The sequence below is a fragment of the Methylobacterium fujisawaense genome (assembly GCF_039619325.1).
Classification (GTDB): Bacteria; Pseudomonadota; Alphaproteobacteria; order Rhizobiales; family Beijerinckiaceae; genus Methylobacterium; species Methylobacterium fujisawaense.
On record NZ_CP155000.1, the window covers coordinates 1,659,114 to 1,679,825 of the forward strand.

Consider the following 20,712-nt stretch of genomic DNA (forward strand, 5'->3'; position numbering starts at 1 on the left):
ACAAATCGAACCTGTTTTGGAAAGTCCTCGATCGATGGATGCGATCAGACACACCCCTTTGACTGTCGTGGAAGCCTGCAGGCTCATCGCGCGCCTCTTGAACCCGGAGGCGCGTTTTGTCTGGCTGGCGATCGTCTACGGAGGTGCAATCGCGCTCCTGGGTCTCGCGGCACCCGTTTCAGTCCAGCTCCTGATCAACTCCGTGGCGAACACAGGGCTGCCGGCGCCCTTGTTCGTCCTGTCGGGTCTCTTGCTCGGATTGCTGCTGGTCGTCGCCGCCCTGAGTGCGGCCCGCATCTACGTGATGGCCCTATTCGAACGGCGCGTCTTCGCCAGGATCGTCGCGGATATCACTGTGCGCGCCGTTTACGCCAGGGATCCGCAGTTCGACGACGCTCGGCGCAGCGCTCTGTTCAACCGCTTTTTCGATCTCGTGACGGTTCAGAAGGCGGTCCCGCATCTCCTGATCGGCGGATTTGCAATCCTTCTGCAATCCGGGATTGGTCTTGTTCTGACGAGCTTCTATCACCCCTTCTTTCTCGCCTTCAATCTCGTGGTCGCCTCTCTGCTGCTCGGGATCTGGCTCCTCTGGGTGGGACCGGCGCTCCGGTCGGCCGCGGCCCTGAGCCACGCGAAGCACGAGACGGCGTCCTGGCTCGAGAGCGTCGGCCGCTCGAACGGCTTCTACAAGGACGACCGTCGCCTCGACTTTGCCATGGGGCGTTCCGAGACGATGACCGCGGCCTATGTGCGGGCGCATCGCCGCCATTTCCGCCACACCTTCGCGCAGACCATCGGATTTCTCCTGATCTACGCTGTCGCCAGCGCCGGACTGCTTGCGTTGGGCGGATGGCTGATCCTGCAGGGCCAGCTGTCGCTCGGACAGCTCGTGGCCGCGGAACTCGTCCTGTCCGGGGCGTTCTATGGTCTCTCGCAACTGGGCACCCACGTGGAAACCTTCTACGGGCTGGTCGCGTCACTCCACGAACTGGCGCAGTTCGACGGGATCGAGCAGGAGGACCGGGCGGGACGATCCAGTGCGGTCCCGGTCGATGGATCCCTGCGCCTGCGTGAGGTCGAGGCCGAAGGCTACCGGTTCGACGTTGCGATCCAGAGCGGTGAAATCCTGTCCATGACGGCCGACGAAACTGTCGAGCGGACGATCGCGGCGCTGCTCAGGCAGGAGCTCCGTCCGCAGCGGGGATCGGTGATGATCGGCGGGGCCGATATCGCTGCGTTCGACCCGGACAGCCTGCGTTCCGGGCTCCTCGTCCTGGATCGGCCGACGCTCCCCGAGATGACGATCCGCGCCTACCTGTCGATGGACCCAGGCCGGAACGCCGCGACGATCCACGATAGCCTTGAGCGCGTCGGATTGTCCGAGCGCGTCCTGCACCTGCCCCAGGGGCTCGATACGCTGCTCTCGTCGTCCGGCTGGCCGCTCACGACGGTCGAGTCCATGGCTCTCAAGCTCGCCGCCGCCCTTTCGCATCCGCCGAAGCTCGTCCTCCTGTCGACGCTCTACGATCTGCTGCCCCCGGATCGGATCGCAGCGGCGTTCGCGCGGTTCCGGGAGGCGGGCACGACGGTGCTGCATGTCACGCAGCGCCCGGCCCAGCCGATCCACGATCGCCACCTCCGGCTCGGCCTGCCTGAGCAGAAGCGCACCGCCGATCACGACGGCCGCACCGATCAAGTGACGCTACGGGAGAGGTCTCATGCTGTCGCGGCCTGAACACCTGCATCACTTCCCGACTCTGACATCGATCCAGGCGCCTCGCGCAGCTGTCGCGGTCGGCTGGATGCTCGGGATCGGGACCCTTCTTGCGGTCCTGATCCTCCTGTACGTCCCCTGGGTACAGACCTCGGCCGGAACGGGCCGCGTCATGGCCCCGAATCCAGCCGACCGCGTGCAGGCAATCACCGCCCTGGTCCAGGGCCGAGTCGAGCACTGGTACGTGGAGGATGGCCAGCGGGTCCGCGCCGGAGATCCGATCGCGCGCCTCGTCGACAACGATCCGTTCCTGCTGCAGCGGCTCGCCGCCGAGCGCGAGCAGATCGAGGCCGAGATCGCGGCAGCCGAGCAGGCGGTGAAGGTTGCGGAAAGTCAGGTCAGCCAGACCCGTGAGGCTGCAGAGAAAGGCTTCGTGACGCGGCGCAACTTCGAGGCGGCACAGATCCTGGTCGCAGAGCGGCGCGCGCGCCTGGCCGAGGCCAAGGCCAAACTGAGCCGGCTCGAAGTGACCGTGAACCGCCAATCGGCGCAGCTGGTTCGCGCGCCGCGGGACGGCCGGATCCTCCACATCAACGCGGCCACCGGCGGCACCTTGGTGAACGCAGGGGACACCCTGGCCACTCTGGCGCCGCACGCACCGGCCCGCGTGGTGGAGCTCATGGTCGACGGGCGCGATGTCGCCTTGATCAGGCCCGGCCAGCCCGTGCGCCTGGCCTTCGAAGGCTGGCCAGCCGTTCAGTTCAGCGGCTGGCCCTCCGTGGCCCATGGCATGTTTGACGGGCGCGTGCGTGCGGTCGATCCCTCTGCGCAACAAACTGGCCGGTTCCGCGTGCTGGTCGAGCAGGATCCCGGCAAGCCCGCATGGCCCGACGCTGAGTTCATTCCGCTGGGTGCGAAAGTGCGCGGCTTTATCCAGATGGAGACGGTGTCGATCGGCTACGAGCTCTGGCGGATCCTGAACAACTTTCCGCTGGAATTCCGTGCGCCGAATCCGGGCACAAATTAAAAGCCTGGAATTCCGCAGTCACACTCTGCGCGTATGGACTTGCATCGCTTGCCCAGGTGCGAAGCGGCCGCGGGCTGCAGGAACGTGGCGGCTCACATGCCCCGTATCCGCCTGTCCGGGGGGCCTCATCTGACGCGGATTGGTGGCACTCGGCCAGATCCGGCCGGCCGCTACGCGCCGATATCGGCCGCGCAGCCGAAGAGATCGGCGTTCCGGACGCGGATCTTACACAGTGGTGGTGACGACTGCGTTGCGAGCAGGCCCGTTGCAGGAATTGCGCAGGAAATTCATCGCCTTCGGTTGCCGGCCGGATCAGCCGACCCCGAGGCCGCGGATGAGCAGGACGGCGATGGCCAGGAGCACGAGGAGCGAGGCGGTAACCCCGAGCGTCACCCGGCCGCCGACCTGGGCCAGGATGCGCACATCGACGCCCAGGCCCAAGGCGGCCATCGAGACGATCGTGAGGAAACCGGCGATCCGCGAGAGCGGCTGCAGCCAGTCCTCCGGGATGAAGCCGAGCGCGCGCAGCGTGGCGAGCGCCAGGAAGCCCAGGATGAACCAGGGTACCAGCTTGAAGAAGCCGAGCCGGCCCGGAGCACCGGCCCTTGCCCCCTCCGCGGGCAGGCGCGGCGCGATCAGCGACAGGACCACCACGACGGGTCCGAGCATCAGCACCCGCACCAGCTTGACCAGCGTGCCCACCTGCGTCGCGAGCGCGCCCACCGGCACGGTCGCGGCCAGCACCTGTGGGACTGCGTAGACCGTAAGCCCCGCCAGCACGCCGTACTGATGTTCACCGAATCCGGCGAGCGGTACGAACAGCGGCAAGCCGAGCACCATCAGGACGCCCAGCACGGCCGTGAACGCGATGGCGGCTGCCACGTCCCGGCTGTCGGCACCGATGACGGGCGCCACCGCGGCGATGGCCGAGTTCCCGCAGATGGCATTGCCGCAGGCGATCAGCAGCGCCATGCGCACCGGTAGGCCCAGAGCGCGGCAGATGGCGCAACTCGCCAGGATGGTGAGCGCCACTGCGCCGACGATGCCGGCCAAAAGCGCCGGGCCCGACGCAACGATGGCCCCGAGACTCACCGAGGCTCCGAGCAGGACGACGGCCACCTCCAGCACCTGCTTGGCCGAGAAGGCGATTCCGGCCTTGAAGCGCGCTCCCGGCACCCAGGCGGTGCGCAGGGCCGTCCCGAGCAGGATGGCGAGCACCAGGGCCTCGACATAGGGGTGGCCGGTCAGGTGCTCCTCGCCGGCCTGCAGCGCCTGCGCCATGACGGTCAGGATGAGGCACAGGAAAAGCCCCGGCATCAGCCGGCCCGCTGCACCGGCCCGAAAGGATCTGCCGGCTCGGACCGCGGGCACACTGTCTGGTGCGACCCGGGTGGCCATCCTGGCGGTCATGGCATCACCTCCTTGTCCGGCTCTCTAAGGGTTGCGCCGAGCCAGGCGGCGCTGGCCTTGGCCTGCCGCCCCTCGATCATCGCCTGGTCGACCACCTGCTTGAGCGGCATGCCGATCCACAGGGCGCAGCCCCTCGCGCCCGCGTCGGATCCGGCAAACGGCATCACCCGTTGCGGCAGGCGCAGGGGCATCTGCCGGAGCGGGCGCTTGCCCGGATACGCCACCCGCGGACGCTGCCCGGTGCCGAAGGTCGGCGACGCGGCGTCGGCCGCTCCGCTGCGAAGCGGCGCGACGACCCGGCCGCCCGCGCCGAGGGCCGACGTCATCAGACGACTTCGCCTGCCGATCACGGTTCGCAGCCCTCCCGGGGGCGCACCGTTCCGATCCGCGCTCAGGCCGGCGTGACGGCCGCCGTCCCGCGTCGCGCGATGTCGGCGTTGCGATAGAGCGTCAGCGTGCCCACGATCGAGAACAGCGCCGCGCAGGCGAGCCAGAGGCCCGGCATGGCACGGTTCCCCGTTTCGTGGATCAGATAGGTGCAGACCGCCGGTGTGAATCCGCCGAAAATCGCCTGCGCGAGACTGTAGGCCAGCGAGAAGCCGGTGGCGCGTACCTCGGCCGGCATGATCTCGGTCAACGTGACGACCATCACGCCCTGATAGCCACCGTAGAGGAATGACATCCACATCAGGGCGGCCAGAAGCCGGCCGAAGGACGGGTCCGACACGAGCCACGCCATAACCGGGTAGGCCGTGAGGCCGATCAGCACCGAGAAGGTCAGCAGCACCGGCAGGCGTCCCACGCGGTCCGACACCGCCCCCATGACGGGAACCCAGATGAAATTCGCGATGCCGACGCAGACGGTGACGACAAAGCTGTCATGGGCGCTCAGGCCGAGCACCTGACGCGCATAGGTCGGTGTATACGCCGTGATCATGTAGAAGAAGACGCTCGTCAGCGTGACGAGCAGCACGGCCCTGATAACGATGGCCCAGTTCTGGAGGAGAGACCGGTAGATCTCGCCGAGTGTCGCGCGGCGATGCTTGGCCCGCTGCGCGAAATCGGCGCTCTCCTGCATCGAGCGCCGGATCCAGAACAGGACCGGAATGATCAGGCAGCCGATCAGGAACGGGATGCGCCAGCCCCAGGCGAGCATCTGCTCCTCGGAGAGGAAACCGCGCAGGGACACGCCGATGATGGCGGCGAAGACAACGGCGACCTGCTGGCTGGCCGATTGCCAGCTCACGTAGAAGCCACGGTTGCCCGGCGTGGCGATCTCGGACAGGTAGACCGACACGCCGCCCGATTCCGCGCCAGCGGAGAACCCCTGCAGCAGGCGGCCGATCAGGACGAGAATGGGCGCGGCGATGCCGATCGAGGCGTAGGTCGGCGTGAAGGCGATCAGGGCGACGCCGATCGACATGATGGCGAGGCTCATGACCAAGCCGGCCCGTCGGCCGTGCCGGTCGATATAGGCGCCCAGCACGATGGCGCCGAGCGGGCGCATCAGGAAACCGATCCCGAAGGTGGCCAGCGACAGCATCAACGAGACGTACTCGTTGTCGTTGGGAAAGACCGCTTTCGCCACGGCAGCCGCATAGAAGCCGTAGACCATGAAATCGTACATTTCGAGGAAGTTGCCGCTGACGACGCGGAAGACATCCTTCTTGGAAGGTGGGCGTTGGGCCGAGGCGTCCATGGTTTCTCTCCCGTCAGCGGAGCGGTCACTTCCGCAGAAGTCTACCGCTGGTTCGAGAAGCGACGCAGGTTGTTCTATTATTTAGAACGCCGTCTCATGATTTATTAGGCTAGGAAGGTCGTTGGCCGCCGTCAATGTCGAATCTGTTGCTTGCGCGATCATTGAACCGAATGCCTCGGCGCAACCACTTACATTCTGCAGCAATCCGGAAGCACGCCCTTGACGGGTCCGGATGCGAGGCGATAGCGTTTATCAGAACGCTGTATCGGATATTAGAACGATGGACAGCACACTCCTCAAAGGACTGACGCTTCTGGAGTACCTCGCCGGAAGCGATGCGCCCCGTGGCGTCAGCGAACTGGCGCGCGCCCTGAACCTCACGAAGAGCAATGTGCATCGCACGCTGCAGACCCTGGTGGCCGCCGGCTACGTGCACGCCAACCCGGGCGGCACCTACGCCTGCACGCTGAAGCTCTTCGAACTCGCCAGCCCGGTGGTGGCGCGGATCGACGTCCGGCAGGTCGCGGAGCCCTTCATGCGGATCCTGGCCGAGCAGACGCAGGAGACGATCCACCTGTCGCTGCTCGACAGGGCTGACGTCATCTACCTGCACAAGATCGAGAGCCCGCAGCCGGTCCGCGCCTACTCGTCGATCGGTGGCCGCGCCCCGGCCTACTGCGTGGCCTCCGGCAAGGCGCTGCTGGCTTACCAGGAAGCGGCGCTGGCTCATCTGCCGGAGGCGCTCCCGCTTCACACGCCGCGCACGATCCCGACGCTGGACCTGCTGCGGCGAGAGCTGGAGCAGGTCCGGATCCAGGGCTTTGCGGTCAATCGCGGGGAGTGGCGCGAAGGCGTCTGCGGGCTCGCCGCCATCGTTCACGATGCCATGGGCCGTCCCGTGGCCGCGATCGGCATCTCCGGTCCGGGCGACCGCCTGAACCCGACAGCTCTGCGCCGCTTCAGCGACGTCGTTGTCGACACGGCGCGCAGCCTGTCGCGTGCCCTCGGCTACAACCCCATCACCGTCTCATCCCATCCGGCGCCGCGCCACGCCCGAGGCCTCGCGCCCGAGCCTGCGTCGGCGACGGTTGTCTGATCGAGGAGTAGGCCCGTGCGACCGCTGTCCGGTATCCGCGTGATCGAGTTCTGCAGTGTTGCGGCCGGGCCGTTCTGCGCCATGCTGCTCGCCGACATGGGGGCCGACGTCGTCAAGGTCGAGAACCCGGACGGCGGCGACACGATGCGGGCTTGGCCACCCCTCAACGAGGGCTTCAGCGAGAACTTCGCCTCGCTGAACCGCAACAAGCGCTCCGTGACGCTAGACCTTAAGGATCCGGCCGACAAGGCGCGGGCCCTTGAGCTCATCTCCTCCGCCGACGTGGTGCTGGAGAACAACCGCCCCGGCGTGATGAAGCGGCTCGGCCTCGATTACACCAGCGTCAGCGCCGGGCGGCCGAGCCTCGTCTACTGCTCGATCTCGGCTTTCGGCCAGGAGGGGCCGCGCTCGTCCGAGGCCGGGTTCGACCTGACGCTCCAGGCGATGAGCGGCGTGATGAGCGTCACGGGCGAGCCCGGTGCGCCGCCGGTGAAGTGCGGTGTGCCGATCTCGGATTTCGGCACCGGGCTCTACGCGGCCTACGCGATCGCGGCGGCGCTGCTCCAGGTGCGGGCGGGCGGCACCGGCGTGCACATCGACGCCTCGATGTTCGGGGCCTCCCTGGCCATGGCAGCCCTCCAGACCAGCGAGTATTTCGGCAGCGGCCGCGACCCGAAGCGGCTGGGCTCGGCCCACCCGCGCAACGCGCCCTATCAGGCCTTCCGCGCCAAGGACGGCTACTTCGCCATGGCGGCGGGCAACAACGCCCTCTACCGCGCCGCCTGCGCGGCGATCGGGCGGAGCGATCTCGCCGACGACCCGCGCTTCGCCACGACCGCCCTGCGGGCGCAGAACCAGAAGGACCTCCTCGGGATCCTGGAGCAAGACTTCGCCGACCGCACCTGCGCCGACCTGCTCGCCCGGTTCCGCGCCGCGGGCGTGCCCTGCGCGCCGATCAACGGCTACGCCGACGCGCTCGCCGATCCGCAGGTCGAGCACATGGGCTGGGTCCAGCCGCTCACCCTGCCGTCCGGGTCCGAGACACGCACCTTCGTGTCGCCGCTGAAATTCTCCGGCGAGGGCTTCCCGATCTACCGGGAGCCGCCGGCGCTCGGGCAGCACAACGCCGAGTTGTTCGGCGACGGCGCGCCGGCCCGCGCCCGCACGGCTTGAGGGCGGCGTTATGGACGAACTCCTGAAGGCGCGCAGCGGCGAGACGCTGACCCTGACACTCAACCGCCCCGACAAGATGAACGCCCTGTCGGCCGCCCTGGTCGATGCGCTCCTCGACGCCGTGGGAGAGGCGGCCGGCGACGGGACCCGGCTCCTCGTGCTCAAGGGAGCGGGCCGGAACTTCAGCGCCGGGTTCGACTTCGGCGGCTACGAGGATCAGTCGGAGGGCGACCTGCTGCTCCGCTTCGTGCGGATCGAGCAGCTTCTCCAGGCGCTCGCCCACGCGCCCTTCGACACCCTGGCGCTGGCGCACGGGCGGAATTTCGGCGCCGGGGTCGATGTGGTCTGCGCCTGCGGCCGGCGGGTCGGCGATCCGGCCGCCACCTTCCGCATGCCGGGTCTGTCTTTCGGGCTGGTGCTCGGCACGCGGCGCTACGCCGATCGCGTCGGGGGCTCCAAGGCCCGGCTCGTTCTGCAGGAGGGCCGGGTGTTCGATGCCCCGGAGGCCCTGTCCGACGGTTTCCTCACCGCCATCGCGGCGACCGAGTCCTGGTCCGACACCGTCGCGGCCGCGTCGGAGGCGGCGACGCGGCTGTCCCCCTGGGCCGGCGCTGCCCTCAACCGCGCTGCCGCCCGCGACACCCGCGCGGACGACCTCGCCGATCTCGTCGCCTCGGCCGCGCGCCCGGGTCTCAAGGATCGCATCCGCGCCTACCGCGCGGCCTGACACGTTTCCGACCGGAGGACGCCCCGTGAGAGCCGGACCTCAGAAGATCATCCCCCTCGCGGATCTCGCCGCCCGGGTGCCGGACGGAAGCTCCCTCGCGCTGGGCGGCAGCTTCCTGCATCGCGGCCCCTTCGCGTTCGTGCGCGAATTGATCCGTCAGGGACGTCGCGACCTCGAAGTCGTCAAGCAATCGCCGGGCTACGACATCGACATCCTGTGCCGCGCCGGCGCCCTGTCCCGGGCCAGGGCCGGCATCGTCGCCATGGAGGGCAATTTCGGCCTCGCCCCCTGGTACCGCCGCGCAATCGAATCCGGCGCCGTCCGCCTGGAGGAGCATGCCTGCGCCAGCCTGACCGCGGGTCTGCGGGCGGCGGCCTTCGGCGTGCCGTTCATGCCCTGCGGCGGCATCCACGGCTCGGACTTGGCCGCCCTGAACGGCTGGAAGACGATCGAGGATCCCTATGGCAGCGGCGAGGCGGCCTACGCCATCCCGCGGATCCAGCCGGACTTCGCGGTGATCCAGGCCAACGAGGTCAGCGAGTCGGGAGACGTGCGCGTCTTCGGGACCTCCCACTGGGACCGGATCATGAGCCGCTCGGCCAAGCGCGTGCTCGTGGTGGCTGAGCGGATCGCGCCGGACGCCTCCTTCCGCGACCAGCCCGAACTGACGCTGGTGCCCCACTTCCTCGTCGAGGCGGTGAGCATCGTGCCGAACGGGGCGTGGCCCGGCTCGCTCTGGCCGGATTACGCGATCGATTACCCGGCCGTGGAGGCCTACATGACCGACGCCCCGGGCGTGCTCGCCGACCACCTCGCGGCCGGCCCCGAAGCGCGGGAGGCCGCCCATGTCTGAGGCGGCGTCCAACGTGACCGGGGCTTGGTCGGGCTTCTCCTACATCGTCACGAACCTCGCCCGGTTCGTGCGGCCGAACGAGATCACCTTCAGCGGCGTGAACTCGGCCCTGCCGATGCTGGCCTGTCTCCTGGCCAAGCAGGCCTATCCCTTCGCGTTCACCTACATCAACGTCGCCGGTGGGGTCGATCCGAACCCGTCGGAGGTGCCGATCTCCTCCTCCGACCCCGTGCTCGCCGAGGGCTCGCGGGCGATCTTCGCCAACGAGGATTTCTACGATCTCTGCACCCGCGGCCTGATGGACCTGTGCTTCCTGGGCGCCGCCCAGGTCGATGGCCTTGGCCGCACGAACGTCTCCTGCATCGGCGACTGGCACGCCCCGCGGGTGCGGTTGCCGGGCGGCGGTGGGGGGGCCGTGATGCTGCCCACCGCCCGCCGGGCGGTCACATGGCGCACGGAGCATTCCCGGCGCACCCTGGTGGAGACCCTCGACTTCGTCACCGCGGCCGGCGGCATGCACGGCGTGGTCACGCCGATCGCCGTCTTCACGAAGCGCGAGGGCCGGCTCGCGCTGGCCTCCTGGCATCCGGAGGCGAGCCTCGACGAGGTCCGCGACCGTACCGGCTTCGCCTTCTCGGCGGAGGATGCCGGGCCGACGCCGCCGCCGACCCCGGAGGAGCGGGCGGCGCTGGCTTCCCTCGACCCGGCGGGCCGTTTCGCGGCCGATGCGGGCATCCGCCTGCGCTGAAGCGCGGGACAGACCAAGGGAAGAGGAGATCGCCGCCATGCCGGACTCGCTCAGCGCGCGGCTTCGCGCGGCCATCGCGCATCACGCCGAGGCGGGTTGCACGGCCCTCGCGGCCCCGGACCCCATCACCTACGCCGATCTCGGCGCACGCATCGACGCCGCCGCGGGGGCGGTCCGGGACTGGGGCGTCGAGAAAGGCGACCGGGTCGGGCTGATCGCACCCAAGAGCGCGGCGGCCATCGCGACCTATTTCGGGGCCCTGCAGGCCGGCGCCTGCGTCTGCTTCCTCGAGCCCGGGCTCGCGCCGGAGGTTGTGGCCGAGCAGGCGGCTCTTGTCGGCATGCGGCACCTCATCGTCGCCGAGGCTTACGCGGCGCAGGTGACCGGGCGCGCCCTGGCCGGCCTGGACGTCCGGGCGCTTGACGGTTTCAGCGGCGGGGCGGCCTTCGCGGCGGAGATCGGCCCGCGGGACGAGGCCATGCTCCTCTTCACCTCGGGGAGCACCGGCCGGCCGAAAGGCGTGCTGCTGCGCCACGAAGGGCTCATCTGCAACGCCACAGGCGTGCTCCGCCATACCGGCACGGGGCCCGAAGACCGGCTTCTCCACGTCATGCCGCTCCACCACACGAACGGCGTCAACAATCAGCTGATCGTGCCGCTCCTGGCCGGGGCCGAGATCGTGCTGATGGAGCGCTTCCAGGCCGAGGCCGCCCTCGACCATCTGCGCACCGGCGGCATCACCTACATGACCGGGGTGCCGACGATCTACGCGCGGATGCTGCCCCTGCTGCGCCAGGGCGAGCGCTTCCCGGGCCTGCGCTTCCTGCGCTGCGGCTCGGCGCCGATCACGCCGACCCTGCACCGGCAGATCGAGGACGCCTTCGGCGTGCCGCTCCTCGTCTCCTACGGCCTGTCGGAGGCAACCTGCACCTCGACCATGAATCCGCCGGGCCGGCGCCGCATCGGCACGATCGGAACCGTGCTGGAGGGGCAGAATGTCGGCCTGTTCGATCCCGTTACGGGTCGCCCGGTCGAGACCGGTCGGGAGGGGGAGATCCGCATCTCCGGCCCCGCCCTGATGGCCGGCTATCTCGGCAGCACGGACCAGCCGATCGTGGATGGCTGGCTGCGCACGGGCGATCTCGGCCGCTTCGATGCCGACGGCTTCCTGTCCATCACCGGGCGTATCAAGGACGTGATCATTCGCGGTGGCGAGAACATCTCGCCCGCGCTGATCGAGCGACAGCTCGCCGCCCATCCCGCCATCCGCGATTGCTGCGTGGTCGGCGCTCCCGACGCGGATCTCGGCGAGGTGCCGGTGGCCTTCGTGGTGCTGCGGGAGGGCCAGGGCCTCGACGAGCCGGGCCTCAAGGATTTCGTGCGCGGTTCCCTCGCGCGGATCTATGTGCCGGCGCAGATCCACAAGCTCGATGTGCTGCCGGTCAACGGCGTCGGGAAGACCGATCGCAAGGCGCTGCGCAGCCTGCTGGCCGTTCCTTGATCCGCGCACGCAGGTGACGGTCCCCTCTCCTGGGCATCACGACGCCCCGGACGCGCGACGGCTCTCTCAGGGCTCCGCGGAACCGCCTCCGCCGCCGGGTGGGCACCGCCGGCCTTCAGGCCGCCGCGTCGGCGCCCGGCAACGACAGGACCAGGGCCGCGGCGATCAGGAGCGCGGCCGCCGCGGCGAGGGACGGCACGGTGAAGCTTCCGGTCGCATCGGCCAAGACGCCCGCCGCCACGGGACCGATGACCTGCCCGGTCCCGAATGCCGCCATCATCACCGCGACGATCCGCTGACGATTTCCGGCATGCAGCCGCCGCGCCCCGTCGATGCCGAGCGACGTCAGGGCCACGAACGTCCCGCCGAGGGCGACGGCCGCGTAGAGGATGGCCGGCACATGGGCCGCCAGGACGCTGGCCATCACCCCCGACGCCTCGACGAGGCACGCGAGGGCGAAGCTGGTCCGAAAGCCCAAGCGCCGCTCGACCCAGCCCCAGATCGCGACGGACGGCGCCGCGGCGAGACCGACGCACAGCCAGACATAGGCCTCGGCCGTCGCGAGTTGCGGCAACGTCCGGACGATCGCGACCAGGAAGGTGGCGGTGATCACGTAACCGAAGCCGAACAGACCGTAGGCGATCACGAGCCGGGCGATCGACGCGGAGTTCGCGGTCCCCGCCTGCGCCCGGGAGGCGGCCGGGGCGGATCCCTGGAGCAGCCAGAGGATCGGTCCCGCGAGCCCCAGGGCCAGCACGCCGCTGATTATCCAGAGGCCACGCCACCCGCATCCGGCTTCCCGCGCGATGGACACGACCGCCGCGGACAGCGCGATCCCGCTCCCGACACCGGCGTAATGGAGCGCGGCCAGATCGGAGCGCCCGGTCCGCGTCAGCCGGTCCATGACCAGGGCCGTGGCGAGGACGAAGCCGAGGGCGCTCGCCGCGCCGCCGACGAAGCGCAGGGCGACGAAGGCGGCGAGCGTCGAACACGCGCTCATGGCGACGAGCGTGGCGACGCAGGTCCCCAGGGCGCTGGCGAGCCAGAGCCTGCGTGCCCGGAGCAGAAGCGGGTGCGCCGAGGCCAGGGCGCCGGCGAGGTAGCCGGCGAAGTTGGCGGAGCCGATCAGGCCCGTTTCTGCCCGGGTGAGGCCGAGCCCGTCCGCCATGGCGGGCAGGATCGGCGTGTAGACGAAGCGACCGATGCCGATCGCGACGGCGAGCGCGAGGAAGCCGGCGGCAAGGGCCGGGAACGACAGCCGGCCTCCTGCCTCCGCCGCGGCCGGGACAGGCGCAGCGGCACCGCTCACCGGCACCGACCGCCGCTGTTCATGTCCGCAGACCCGCCTGCTTCATCATCGGGATGACCGCCTCGCCGAAATAGGCGAGGTCCGGAAGGTAGTCGAAGAAGTTGACCTGGACGCCGTCGCAGCCGGCCGCCTGCAGCTTCACGAAGCCTTCGACGATCTGCTCGGGCGTGCCGACAAGGTGGACGTTTCCGCCGATCACCCACTGGGCGCGGCTGTGACCGCGCCAGGACTTGGTGTCCCCACCCACGAAGGTCTGGACGAAGTTGTCGGCCGCGACGGGATCCTCGTGCTCCAGGATGCGGCGGTAGGCCTCCTGCGCCTCCTTTTCGGTGGGGCGGCAGATCACGTGGGGGTTGATGATCGTCTTGACCTGCCGACCCAAGGAGGCGGCGAGGTCCTTGATCCGGGCGTTGACCGGCGGCAGGGTCTCGTAGGCCTTGGCGGGCTCGGCGCCGCCGGGGCTCGTGATGAAGATCAGGTCCGAGTGCTTGGCCGCGTAGGCCAGCCCGGCGCCGGACGAGGCCGCGTTGACCAGGAAGGGCCGGCGGGGCCCCGGACGCGGCGCCAGGAAGGCGTTCTCGGTCTTCCACCAGCGCCCCGCGAAGGTCAGGTTCTCGTCCTCGGCCCAGAGGCGCTCCAGGAGCGTCGTGAACTCGTCGGCCATGTCGTAGCGCAGGTCGTGCTCGATCATGTCGAGGCCGAACATCCGGTACTCGCTCGGCTTGTAGCCCGTGACGACGTTCACGCCCCAGCGGCCGCCGCTGATGTGATCGAGCGCGGCCCCGAACTTCGCGAGATGCAGGGGGTGCCACGCGTAGAGGATGTGCACCGTGTTGATGAGGACGATCCGCTTCGTCATCGCCGCCAGCGCGGTGTTGACGATGATCGGATCGAGCTCGTGCTCGCGGAAATGCATCTCGCCGCCGTAGCCGCCCTTGCCCATCCACTGGGCGAGGCCGAAGGCGAGGTCGAAGCCGAGATCCTCGGCCTGCCGCGTACACTGGGCGAGGTAGTCGAAGGTCCAGGAAGTCGAGCGCGGGGCCCGCGACGGGCTCCAGGCGCCCTCCTGCATCGGCAGGAACAGCCCGAGGATGAGCTTGTTCGGCGCGAGGCGCTCCAGGGGCGAGACCGGCGCGTCGTGGGCGTGCGGCGTGAGGGGGTTCTGGGTGAGCATGCTCGTCACCTTCACGGGTCAGGCGGTGGTCAGGAGAGCGTGGGCTTGGCGCTGGACGCGACGAGGGGTTGGCCTGCGTCCGGATCGGGCGGGCGCGGCGCGACCGAGATGTAGTCCTCCTGCGAGCGGTCCTTGAGGAGCGCCGCCGAGATCAGGCTGATCGCCGCGATGATCGCGAGGTAGCAGCTGATCGCCGTGGAGGTGCCGTAGGTGTGCATCAGCCACGTCGCGATGATCGGCGCCGGGCCGCCCGAGGTGAGGGAGGCGAGCTGGTAACCGATCGAGGCGCCGCTGTAGCGCACGTTCGGCGGGAAGCTCTCGGCGATGAAGGCGGCCTGCGGCCCGTACTGCATGTCGTGGACGACGAGAGAGGCGACCACCGTCAGGGCGATCACGGCCGGGATCGCGCTGTTGATCAACCAGTAATAGGGGAAGGCGAAGACCAGCATCGTGAAGGCGCCGATCAGGTACATCCGCTTCCGGCCGATGCGGTCCGACAGGTAGCCGAACAGCGGCGTCGTGATCAGCGAGGTTGCGGCGGCCGCCAGCACGCAGTTGAACAGGAACGACCGTTCGAGCTTCAGCACGCCGGTGCCGTAGGAAAGCAGGTAGGTGGTGAAGAGGACGAACGGCGCCTGCTGTCCGGTGCGGATCAGGCAGGTGAGCAGGATGTCCTTCCAGTACAGCCGCACGGCGTCGAGGACCGGTGCCTTGGCGACCTGCTTCTTGGCCTTCATCTCCTCGAAGACCGGGGTCTCCAGCACGCCCAGGCGGATGTAGAGGCCGACGGCGATCAGGACGGCGCTCAGCAGGAAGGGGATGCGCCAGCCGATCGTCTCGAACCACTCGGGCGAGCCGGCATGGGTGACGACGGTGAGGACGAGGACGGCCAGCAGCATGCCCAGCGGCGAGCCGAATTGCGGCCAGCTCCCGGCCAGGCCGCGCCGCTTGTTGAACTGACCCCACTCGGTCGCGACCGCGATGGCCCCGCCCCACTCGCCGCCGACCCCGACGCCCTGCAGGATCCGCAGGGTGGTCAGGGCGACGGCCCCCCAGATGCCGATCGAGTCGTAGGTCGGGATCAGGCCGATGAGGACGGTGCTCACCCCCATCAGCATCAGCGTGACCACGAGCGTGGCCTTGCGGCCGATCCGGTCGCCGAAATGTCCGAAGATCGCCGCCCCGAAGGGACGGGCCACGAAGCCGAGAAAGAAGGTCGAGAAGGAGAGGAGCGTCGCCGCGAACGGGTCATGCGACGGGAAGTAGAGCTTCCCGAAGACGAGCGCGGCGACGAGACCGTAGAGGTAGAAGTCGTACCACTCGATCATCGTGCCGATCGTGGCGGCGATCACGGCGCGACGCGCGTGCTTCGCCTGACCCGGATCCAATCCGGGCCGGCTGTCGTCTGCAGAGGCCATCGTTTCCACCCTCGTGTTGGCGTCTTGAGTGATTGCGCTCTCTTCTTCTTGGTGCAGATCCTTTTGGGGCCACGCTGCTCTCCGGCCGGTTCCCGTTGGCGTCACGGGCCGGCTGCGTCGGGAGAGGATCGGGTCGCCGTCAGGCGTAGTGCAGGGCCATGTCCTCCAGACGGCAGAAGCGACCCTCGTGGTAAAGGAGCGGAGACTTGCTCGCGACCGCACAGGTCACGATGCGCCCGATGAAGATCGTATGCGTGCCGAAATCCGTCTCCTGCACGACGGCGCATTCGAGCGTCGCGTCGGCGTCGCGGATCAGGGGACAGCCGGTCTGGCCGATCCGATGGTCGATGTCGGCGAACGGATCCGGCTTCTTGGCGGCGAAGTGCCCCGCCAGCTCCTCCTGATCGCTCGACAGCACGTTGACGGCGAAGGTGCCGGATCGACTGATCACCGGATGCGAGCGATTGGACTTGTTGACGATGACGAGCAGGCTCGGCGGATCGGCCGAGACGCTGCAGACGGCGGTAGCGGTCATGCCGTTCATCACAGCCCCGTCGGCAGAGGTGATGACGTTCACGGAGGCCGCGAACCGCCGCATCACCGACTTGAACTGATCTCCCGATATGCTCTGGGACGGGATCATCACAACACATCCTTCCTGCGGTCACGGCGCGCGCAGCATTCGGCCGGTCCCGCAATCCACGCGACAGGCCGGGCAAGCGGTGGAGCGGTTGCTCTGACCGGCGATCATCTCGACGAACGACACGATAGCGCTGGCAGGACACGAAAAAAGCGAATTATTCCGCAGGCAAACGTTCGAAAATGTCGAACCATCGTGTCATCGTTGACGCCCGATCGATATTTTGCAGGACTGGGATCAGGTTGCTAGGCCTGATCCGGCCCGTCCCGCGCGCCTCCAGATTGGCGGGCTCTCTCCCCGTAGATCCCGAAGAGACTACACGGTCATCAAGGCTGCTCGGTCGTGAACATCAAACAGCTCGAGACCTTCCTCGAGATCGCGCGGTGCGGAAGCTTTACGGCCGCCGCGGACCGTCTGAACGCGACGCCGTCGACGATCTCGGCCCGGATCCAGGACCTGGAACTGGATCTCGGCGTCTCCCTCTTCGACCGCTCGCAGCGGCGGGTCCGGCTGACCGCCAAAGGCCGGGAACTGCAGGTCTATGCCGAGCGCGCCATCGCAGCCTGCGCTGAAATTCGGACGCGGGTCGGCAGCGGCGACGCCCTGTCCGGCCTCGTCCGGCTCGGCGTGGCCGAACTGGTCGCGGTGACGTGGCTCCCGCATTTCGTGGACCTCATCCATCGATCCTATCCGCGCCTGACCCTGGAATTGCAGGTCGCCCTGACGGCCGACCTCCAGACCCTGATGGCGAATGGCGAGATCGACATGGCGCTGATGCCGGGCACGCGCTTCGACCCGCACCTCGCCACGCGCTCCCTCGGACAGGTGCGCTTCGCCTGGATGGCGGGCCGCGGCCTCGATCTTCCGAACCGCAGAATCGAGCCTGCGGACTTCCGGGCGATCCGCATCCTGTCGCTCGGCAAGAACAGCTTCCATCATCGAACCGTGGAGCATTGGCTCAACGAACGGGGCGACGCGCCGCGCGTCGTCGATCTCTGCAACAGCATGGGCGCCGTCGCCTCCCTGACGCAGGCCGGCGTGGGCGTCAGCCTTCTCCCGATCCAATGCTACCGGGCGGAGATCGCATCCGGCGCCCTGCGGGTTTTGGAGACCTGCCCGGAGGGGCCGTTGGTGGAATTCTTCGCCGTCTACGCGGCGGACGCGACAACGACCATTCCGCGCCTGCTCACCGAACTCGCGGCGGCGTCGAGCACGTTCGAGGATGCTCTTGGCTAAATGCGCAGCTTCAAGAGATTGTCCGTCCGGCCTGACCCGAGGAGGCTGAAGCTGCGAGGCCTCAGCGGTTCGGTGAGGCCGGATGAAAAGCCCACGGAATGCGCGTCGGGGACGTCGGTCGGTCGCCTGAAGGGGCGCGGCGCTGAACGTGTCCGCGCCGAGCGGACGGCCCGGCGCGGACCCATTGCATGCGGGACGAGGCGCAGGTGGACGTCTTCGATGATATCGGGCCCGTCTACGACGCAACGCGGCGTCGTAGACGCTCGGCGAGCCTGGCCCGGTCGAGCTGGAGAACCGAACTCGCGTCGATCAGACTTGTCTGCACCCATCCAGCATCAGGACAATCACCGATTTCGTCGGCGTCATACCCAGATCAGGATCCCCGACGCGCCGCAAGTTCATAGCGGCCCGCCTGCAATTATCCCGGGGCGCTCGGTCTCAGCTCTTTGTGAACGGATTGTTCGACTTGTAGTTCTTGCCCTTCGGCTCGGCCTTACGCGGGTCGGGCTTGTCGGCGAAAAGACGCTTGACGCGCTCGTTGAAGTCCTCGGGCGTAACAGCCTGCGCTTTGCCGGTCGTAAATTCGCGTGCCATCTCGGCCTCCGCTTCGTCGCCCAGGGCACGGGATTGCGCGGAGGGATGCCGAAGCTATGCGCCGTCCGAAGCCAAAACGCCACTCCCAACGCAGGGTGTCGACGGTGGGACGACTTTCGGTGGGGGCTGAGCGCGGGTTTCACCAGTTCGGAGATCCGCGGCGGCTGCGTTGCGCATCCGGAACGCGCATCAAAAGGGCCCCGTGTCCGATTTTTGCGCGGACCCTCATCGCCGCTCTGCGATGAGGGGCGTCAGGCTCCCGGGACGACCGGCCTGCCCGTGAAGGCGCGCGAAGGCGCCGGACTCCTCACCCGCCGCCAGGCCGCGATCGCGCTGCGTCTGTCTTCGAAGGTCGACCGCAGGCGTGTTCCAGGCGCGCCTCGACGGTCCTCTCCGAAGCCGTGGAGCAGCACCGCGTCGGGACCGAAGACCCGATGCATCTCGGCACGCCAGAGACGGTCGGTGACCGCAAGCACGCGCTCGGTTTCTGCCAAGCGGTCGATATCCATGGCGGAGGTTCCCCGTTCACTGCCTGTCGCCGCATCGCCGGGCTGGCGACACGAGATCCCGCTCGAGGACCGGGGCAGCCCTGGAAGACGCGTCAGAGTGCTCTTGCGAGACCCGCCTCCAGGTTGAGGGCGCTGGCTGTCTGTTGAGCGAGGCGGACGCCCGTCGGCTCGACCACCGCATCCGCTTTCACGGCCTGGCGCACGACCGCAAGCGCCTCGTCTTCGGAGGTCGTGATCACGGCGTAGAACATCACCAAGGAACCGGATAGTTCCGCCTCGTCGGGGCGCGTCACCTTGAGGATATAGGCGGTCTGATTGGGCTCGATCATGGCCGCCTCGGGGGAATGGGCGCCGGCCGGGGGCATGAAACATCCTCACGTTTGAACATGTCGCGTTCGCAGCGGCGATCGATGATGGTTTAACTCCGGAAGCCGGTTCCCGTGCGGGAACACTCGCCGTGAGCCGACGGGCAGCCGAAGGTGGAGCGAGAGGATACGTGCCTGTGCATCGCAATCTCGATCGCTTGTGCTGTCGCGACGGATGATCGGTACGGGCATGGCAGAGCGTCCGAGATGCCCTGCTCGAAACAATCGTCGCAGCTTTGCCGATCTTTGGAAGAAACGAGATCGGACGCCTTAGCTCTGCTCGCAGCAGATCGCGCGGCGCTCCGATGATCGCACCGTGTGGCCGCCAATCTCCCGCGGCTTGCGCCGCGGCAGGCGAGGCCGGGACGGATCATCGTCCCTGTCGGTCCTGAGAGTGGCGTTCGGCTCGCCGCGTCGATCCAGACCGCAGCAGCATTCCCTCAGGGCGTTCTTCTCTGGCCCGATTGCTCCCGCAGCGTTGCCGGACGCAACGGCCATGCGGAAGCCCGGTCGGGCCGGATGGATCAAGAGGCCGGAACGAGTTCGCCTTCCCGTGCCGCGCGCTCACCGCCGTCGGACCGGATCCGGTAGGTGGGTTCGCCGGAGCGGTCATCCGGTGTCAGGCGGACCACTTCGAACAGGCCGTCGACGATGCCCTTGTTGCCCGTATAGCTGGTCCCCAACTGCCGCACGTGCTGGCCGATCTTGAACTTGTGAGACATGTTTCGTCCTCCAAAGAAGCGCTGAGCGGGGAGCGACCGGCTTACCGGCGGGCTCTGGCTTTGCGAGCGGCGAAGCGCGCGTCGCGGGCGGCCTTCTGCTCAGCGGCGCGGGCCGTCTGCAAAGCCGCTGCCTCGGCCACCAACCGAATCCGGTCGGCTTCGGCCTGCGCGCTGGCAGCGAGACTCTCAGCCTCGCGTGCGGCTTCGTCGGCGAGGCGGGCGACCACACGCTCGGTGTTGCGTGCAGTCCGCGCCGCGACCACAGCCTGGCGGGCTGCCTGCCGGGCGCGAAGGGCCGGATCGTCGGCTGACGGGCGGGCCCGGAACCGGGCCAGGGTGTCCTGTCGCGACTTGGCGATAGCCGCCAGATGGTCAACAAGCTGACTTGCTTTGTATGGTCCCACGAATATTCCTTGTGCGCGCCAGAGCTAAGCTTTGGCTGCGAAATACAGATGAAGCCGCCCCCGGGGGAACGGCTTCGAGACGCGTCTTGGAAGACGGAGTGTGGCTCAGACGGCCTGGAGGCTGCCGGCGGACTGCTTGCCGCTGCGGCGATCGGTTTCCATTTCGTAGGAGACCTTCTGGCCTTCGGTCAGACCCTGCATGCCGGCACGCTCGACGGCGGAGATGTGCACGAACACGTCCTTGCCGCCGTCATCCGGCTGGATGAAGCCGAAGCCCTTGGTGTCGTTGAACCACTTAACGGTGCCGATGCTCATAGGTATTCCATATCGTTATAGGTAGTTAAATAGGTCGAGCGCACGCCATGCACGCGCTCGATCGCGAATTTTCGAAAA

22 protein-coding genes are annotated in these 20,712 nt (G+C 68.3%); 9 read left to right on the forward strand and 13 right to left on the reverse strand.

Annotation, left to right across the window (positions count from 1 at the left end):
- The first annotated feature begins 202 nt into the window (after positions 1-202).
- Positions 203-1,735, forward strand: a complete 1,533-nt coding sequence (locus ABC766_RS08015; RefSeq protein ID WP_345821751.1) for an ABC transporter ATP-binding protein — start codon at positions 203-205, stop codon at positions 1,733-1,735.
- Positions 1,719-2,741 carry an efflux RND transporter periplasmic adaptor subunit gene (locus tag ABC766_RS08020; protein ID WP_345821754.1) on the forward strand — a complete coding sequence of 341 codons (1,023 nt, stop codon included), beginning with the start codon at positions 1,719-1,721 and terminating at the stop codon, positions 2,739-2,741. Before ABC766_RS08015 ends, ABC766_RS08020 begins: the two co-directional genes overlap by 17 nt.
- A gap of 312 nt (positions 2,742-3,053) precedes the next feature.
- Here ABC766_RS08020 and ABC766_RS08025 read toward each other — a convergent pair whose 3' ends face one another.
- From ABC766_RS08025 to ABC766_RS08035, 3 genes are all read right to left on the reverse strand, one after another.
- Positions 3,054-4,139, reverse strand: a complete 1,086-nt coding sequence (locus ABC766_RS08025; RefSeq protein ID WP_427902321.1) for a YeiH family protein — start codon at positions 4,137-4,139, stop codon at positions 3,054-3,056.
- 8 nt (positions 4,140-4,147) lie between these two features.
- On the reverse strand, positions 4,148-4,477 hold the full coding sequence (locus tag ABC766_RS08030) for a hypothetical protein (protein WP_345821756.1): 330 nt from the start codon (positions 4,475-4,477) through the stop codon (positions 4,148-4,150).
- Positions 4,478-4,542: 65 nt separating this feature from the next.
- On the reverse strand, positions 4,543-5,850 hold the full coding sequence (locus ABC766_RS08035; protein WP_345821758.1) for an MFS transporter: 1,308 nt from the start codon (positions 5,848-5,850) through the stop codon (positions 4,543-4,545).
- A 280-nt stretch (positions 5,851-6,130) separates the two neighbouring features.
- Here ABC766_RS08035 and ABC766_RS08040 point away from each other — a divergent pair, with 280 nt between their 5' ends.
- The 6 genes from ABC766_RS08040 to ABC766_RS08065 are packed head-to-tail and all read left to right on the forward strand — an operon-like array spanning position 6,131 to position 11,948.
- Positions 6,131-6,946 carry an IclR family transcriptional regulator gene (locus ABC766_RS08040; RefSeq protein WP_345821760.1) on the forward strand — a complete coding sequence of 272 codons (816 nt, stop codon included), beginning with the start codon at positions 6,131-6,133 and terminating at the stop codon, positions 6,944-6,946.
- 15 nt (positions 6,947-6,961) lie between these two features.
- Positions 6,962-8,119: a CoA transferase gene (locus tag ABC766_RS08045; protein WP_345821763.1), complete on the forward strand. Its 1,158-nt coding sequence runs from the start codon at positions 6,962-6,964 to the stop codon at positions 8,117-8,119.
- Positions 8,120-8,129: 10 nt separating this feature from the next.
- On the forward strand, positions 8,130-8,846 hold the full coding sequence (locus tag ABC766_RS08050) for an enoyl-CoA hydratase/isomerase family protein (RefSeq protein ID WP_043755295.1): 717 nt from the start codon (positions 8,130-8,132) through the stop codon (positions 8,844-8,846).
- A 25-nt stretch (positions 8,847-8,871) separates the two neighbouring features.
- Complete coding sequence (locus tag ABC766_RS08055; protein WP_345821767.1) at positions 8,872-9,699, forward strand: CoA transferase; 828 nt, start codon at positions 8,872-8,874, stop codon at positions 9,697-9,699.
- Complete coding sequence (locus ABC766_RS08060) at positions 9,692-10,447, forward strand: CoA-transferase subunit beta (RefSeq protein WP_287090363.1); 756 nt, start codon at positions 9,692-9,694, stop codon at positions 10,445-10,447. Before ABC766_RS08055 ends, ABC766_RS08060 begins: the two co-directional genes overlap by 8 nt.
- 37 nt (positions 10,448-10,484) lie before the next feature.
- The gene (locus ABC766_RS08065) at positions 10,485-11,948 is read left to right on the forward strand and encodes a class I adenylate-forming enzyme family protein (RefSeq protein WP_345821770.1); all 1,464 of its coding nucleotides are present in this window, start codon (positions 10,485-10,487) and stop codon (positions 11,946-11,948) included.
- 115 nt (positions 11,949-12,063) lie between these two features.
- Here the strand turns inward: ABC766_RS08065 and ABC766_RS08070 are convergent, their stop codons facing one another.
- The 4 genes from ABC766_RS08070 to ABC766_RS08085 form a co-directional block, all read right to left on the reverse strand.
- On the reverse strand, positions 12,064-13,257 hold the full coding sequence (locus ABC766_RS08070; RefSeq protein WP_345821772.1) for a YbfB/YjiJ family MFS transporter: 1,194 nt from the start codon (positions 13,255-13,257) through the stop codon (positions 12,064-12,066).
- 19 nt (positions 13,258-13,276) lie between these two features.
- Positions 13,277-14,431 carry an LLM class flavin-dependent oxidoreductase gene (locus tag ABC766_RS08075; RefSeq protein ID WP_043346595.1) on the reverse strand — a complete coding sequence of 385 codons (1,155 nt, stop codon included), beginning with the start codon at positions 14,429-14,431 and terminating at the stop codon, positions 13,277-13,279.
- Positions 14,432-14,460: 29 nt separating this feature from the next.
- On the reverse strand, positions 14,461-15,849 hold the full coding sequence (locus tag ABC766_RS08080) for an MFS transporter (RefSeq protein ID WP_345821773.1): 1,389 nt from the start codon (positions 15,847-15,849) through the stop codon (positions 14,461-14,463).
- Positions 15,850-15,988: 139 nt separating this feature from the next.
- Complete coding sequence (locus ABC766_RS08085; RefSeq protein WP_043346606.1) at positions 15,989-16,492, reverse strand: flavin reductase family protein; 504 nt, start codon at positions 16,490-16,492, stop codon at positions 15,989-15,991.
- Positions 16,493-16,831: 339 nt separating this feature from the next.
- Between ABC766_RS08085 and ABC766_RS08090 the strand changes: the two genes are divergently transcribed.
- Positions 16,832-17,725 (forward strand): LysR family transcriptional regulator, encoded by an 894-nt coding sequence (locus ABC766_RS08090; RefSeq protein WP_345821774.1) that lies wholly within the window; start codon positions 16,832-16,834, stop codon positions 17,723-17,725.
- A gap of 438 nt (positions 17,726-18,163) precedes the next feature.
- On the opposite strand, the gene ABC766_RS08095 is transcribed toward ABC766_RS08090, so the two are convergent.
- From ABC766_RS08095 to ABC766_RS08120, 6 genes are all read right to left on the reverse strand, one after another.
- Positions 18,164-18,319 (reverse strand): hypothetical protein, encoded by a 156-nt coding sequence (locus ABC766_RS08095; RefSeq protein ID WP_164706323.1) that lies wholly within the window; start codon positions 18,317-18,319, stop codon positions 18,164-18,166.
- A gap of 251 nt (positions 18,320-18,570) precedes the next feature.
- Positions 18,571-18,828: a hypothetical protein gene (locus ABC766_RS08100; protein WP_051044646.1), complete on the reverse strand. Its 258-nt coding sequence runs from the start codon at positions 18,826-18,828 to the stop codon at positions 18,571-18,573.
- 92 nt (positions 18,829-18,920) lie between these two features.
- Positions 18,921-19,157 carry a hypothetical protein gene (locus tag ABC766_RS08105; protein WP_051044647.1) on the reverse strand — a complete coding sequence of 79 codons (237 nt, stop codon included), beginning with the start codon at positions 19,155-19,157 and terminating at the stop codon, positions 18,921-18,923.
- A 560-nt stretch (positions 19,158-19,717) separates the two neighbouring features.
- A complete protein-coding gene (locus ABC766_RS08110) occupies positions 19,718-19,915 on the reverse strand; it encodes a hypothetical protein (protein WP_043346614.1) in 198 nt (65 codons plus the stop codon).
- A 41-nt stretch (positions 19,916-19,956) separates the two neighbouring features.
- Complete coding sequence (locus ABC766_RS08115; protein ID WP_043755289.1) at positions 19,957-20,319, reverse strand: DUF6481 family protein; 363 nt, start codon at positions 20,317-20,319, stop codon at positions 19,957-19,959.
- Positions 20,320-20,424: 105 nt separating this feature from the next.
- A complete protein-coding gene (locus ABC766_RS08120; RefSeq protein ID WP_043346616.1) occupies positions 20,425-20,634 on the reverse strand; it encodes a cold-shock protein in 210 nt (69 codons plus the stop codon).
- Positions 20,635-20,712: the final 78 nt, after the last annotated feature.

Excerpts from the sequence above, each read along its gene's own strand:
- ABC766_RS08025 (WP_427902321.1), bottom strand. The coding sequence starts at position 4,139 with ATGGCCACCCGGGTCGCACCAGACAGTGTGCCCGCGGTCCGAGCCGGC.
- ABC766_RS08080 (WP_345821773.1), bottom strand. The coding sequence starts at position 15,849 with ATGGCCTCTGCAGACGACAGCCGGCCCGGATTGGATCCGGGTCAGGCG.
- ABC766_RS08120 (WP_043346616.1), bottom strand. The coding sequence starts at position 20,634 with ATGAGCATCGGCACCGTTAAGTGGTTCAACGACACCAAGGGCTTCGGC.
- ABC766_RS08110 (WP_043346614.1), bottom strand. The coding sequence starts at position 19,915 with ATGTCTCACAAGTTCAAGATCGGCCAGCACGTGCGGCAGTTGGGGACC.
- ABC766_RS08050 (WP_043755295.1), top strand. The coding sequence starts at position 8,130 with ATGGACGAACTCCTGAAGGCGCGCAGCGGCGAGACGCTGACCCTGACA.
- ABC766_RS08040 (WP_345821760.1), top strand. The coding sequence starts at position 6,131 with ATGGACAGCACACTCCTCAAAGGACTGACGCTTCTGGAGTACCTCGCC.
- ABC766_RS08035 (WP_345821758.1), bottom strand. The coding sequence starts at position 5,850 with ATGGACGCCTCGGCCCAACGCCCACCTTCCAAGAAGGATGTCTTCCGC.
- ABC766_RS08060 (WP_287090363.1), top strand. The coding sequence starts at position 9,692 with ATGTCTGAGGCGGCGTCCAACGTGACCGGGGCTTGGTCGGGCTTCTCC.
- ABC766_RS08085 (WP_043346606.1), bottom strand. The coding sequence starts at position 16,492 with ATGATCCCGTCCCAGAGCATATCGGGAGATCAGTTCAAGTCGGTGATG.
- ABC766_RS08095 (WP_164706323.1), bottom strand. The coding sequence starts at position 18,319 with ATGGCACGCGAATTTACGACCGGCAAAGCGCAGGCTGTTACGCCCGAG.
- ABC766_RS08020 (WP_345821754.1), top strand. The coding sequence starts at position 1,719 with ATGCTGTCGCGGCCTGAACACCTGCATCACTTCCCGACTCTGACATCG.
- ABC766_RS08030 (WP_345821756.1), bottom strand. The coding sequence starts at position 4,477 with ATGACGTCGGCCCTCGGCGCGGGCGGCCGGGTCGTCGCGCCGCTTCGC.
- ABC766_RS08100 (WP_051044646.1), bottom strand. The coding sequence starts at position 18,828 with ATGGATATCGACCGCTTGGCAGAAACCGAGCGCGTGCTTGCGGTCACC.
- ABC766_RS08105 (WP_051044647.1), bottom strand. The coding sequence starts at position 19,157 with ATGATCGAGCCCAATCAGACCGCCTATATCCTCAAGGTGACGCGCCCC.
- ABC766_RS08075 (WP_043346595.1), bottom strand. The coding sequence starts at position 14,431 with ATGCTCACCCAGAACCCCCTCACGCCGCACGCCCACGACGCGCCGGTC.
- ABC766_RS08065 (WP_345821770.1), top strand. The coding sequence starts at position 10,485 with ATGCCGGACTCGCTCAGCGCGCGGCTTCGCGCGGCCATCGCGCATCAC.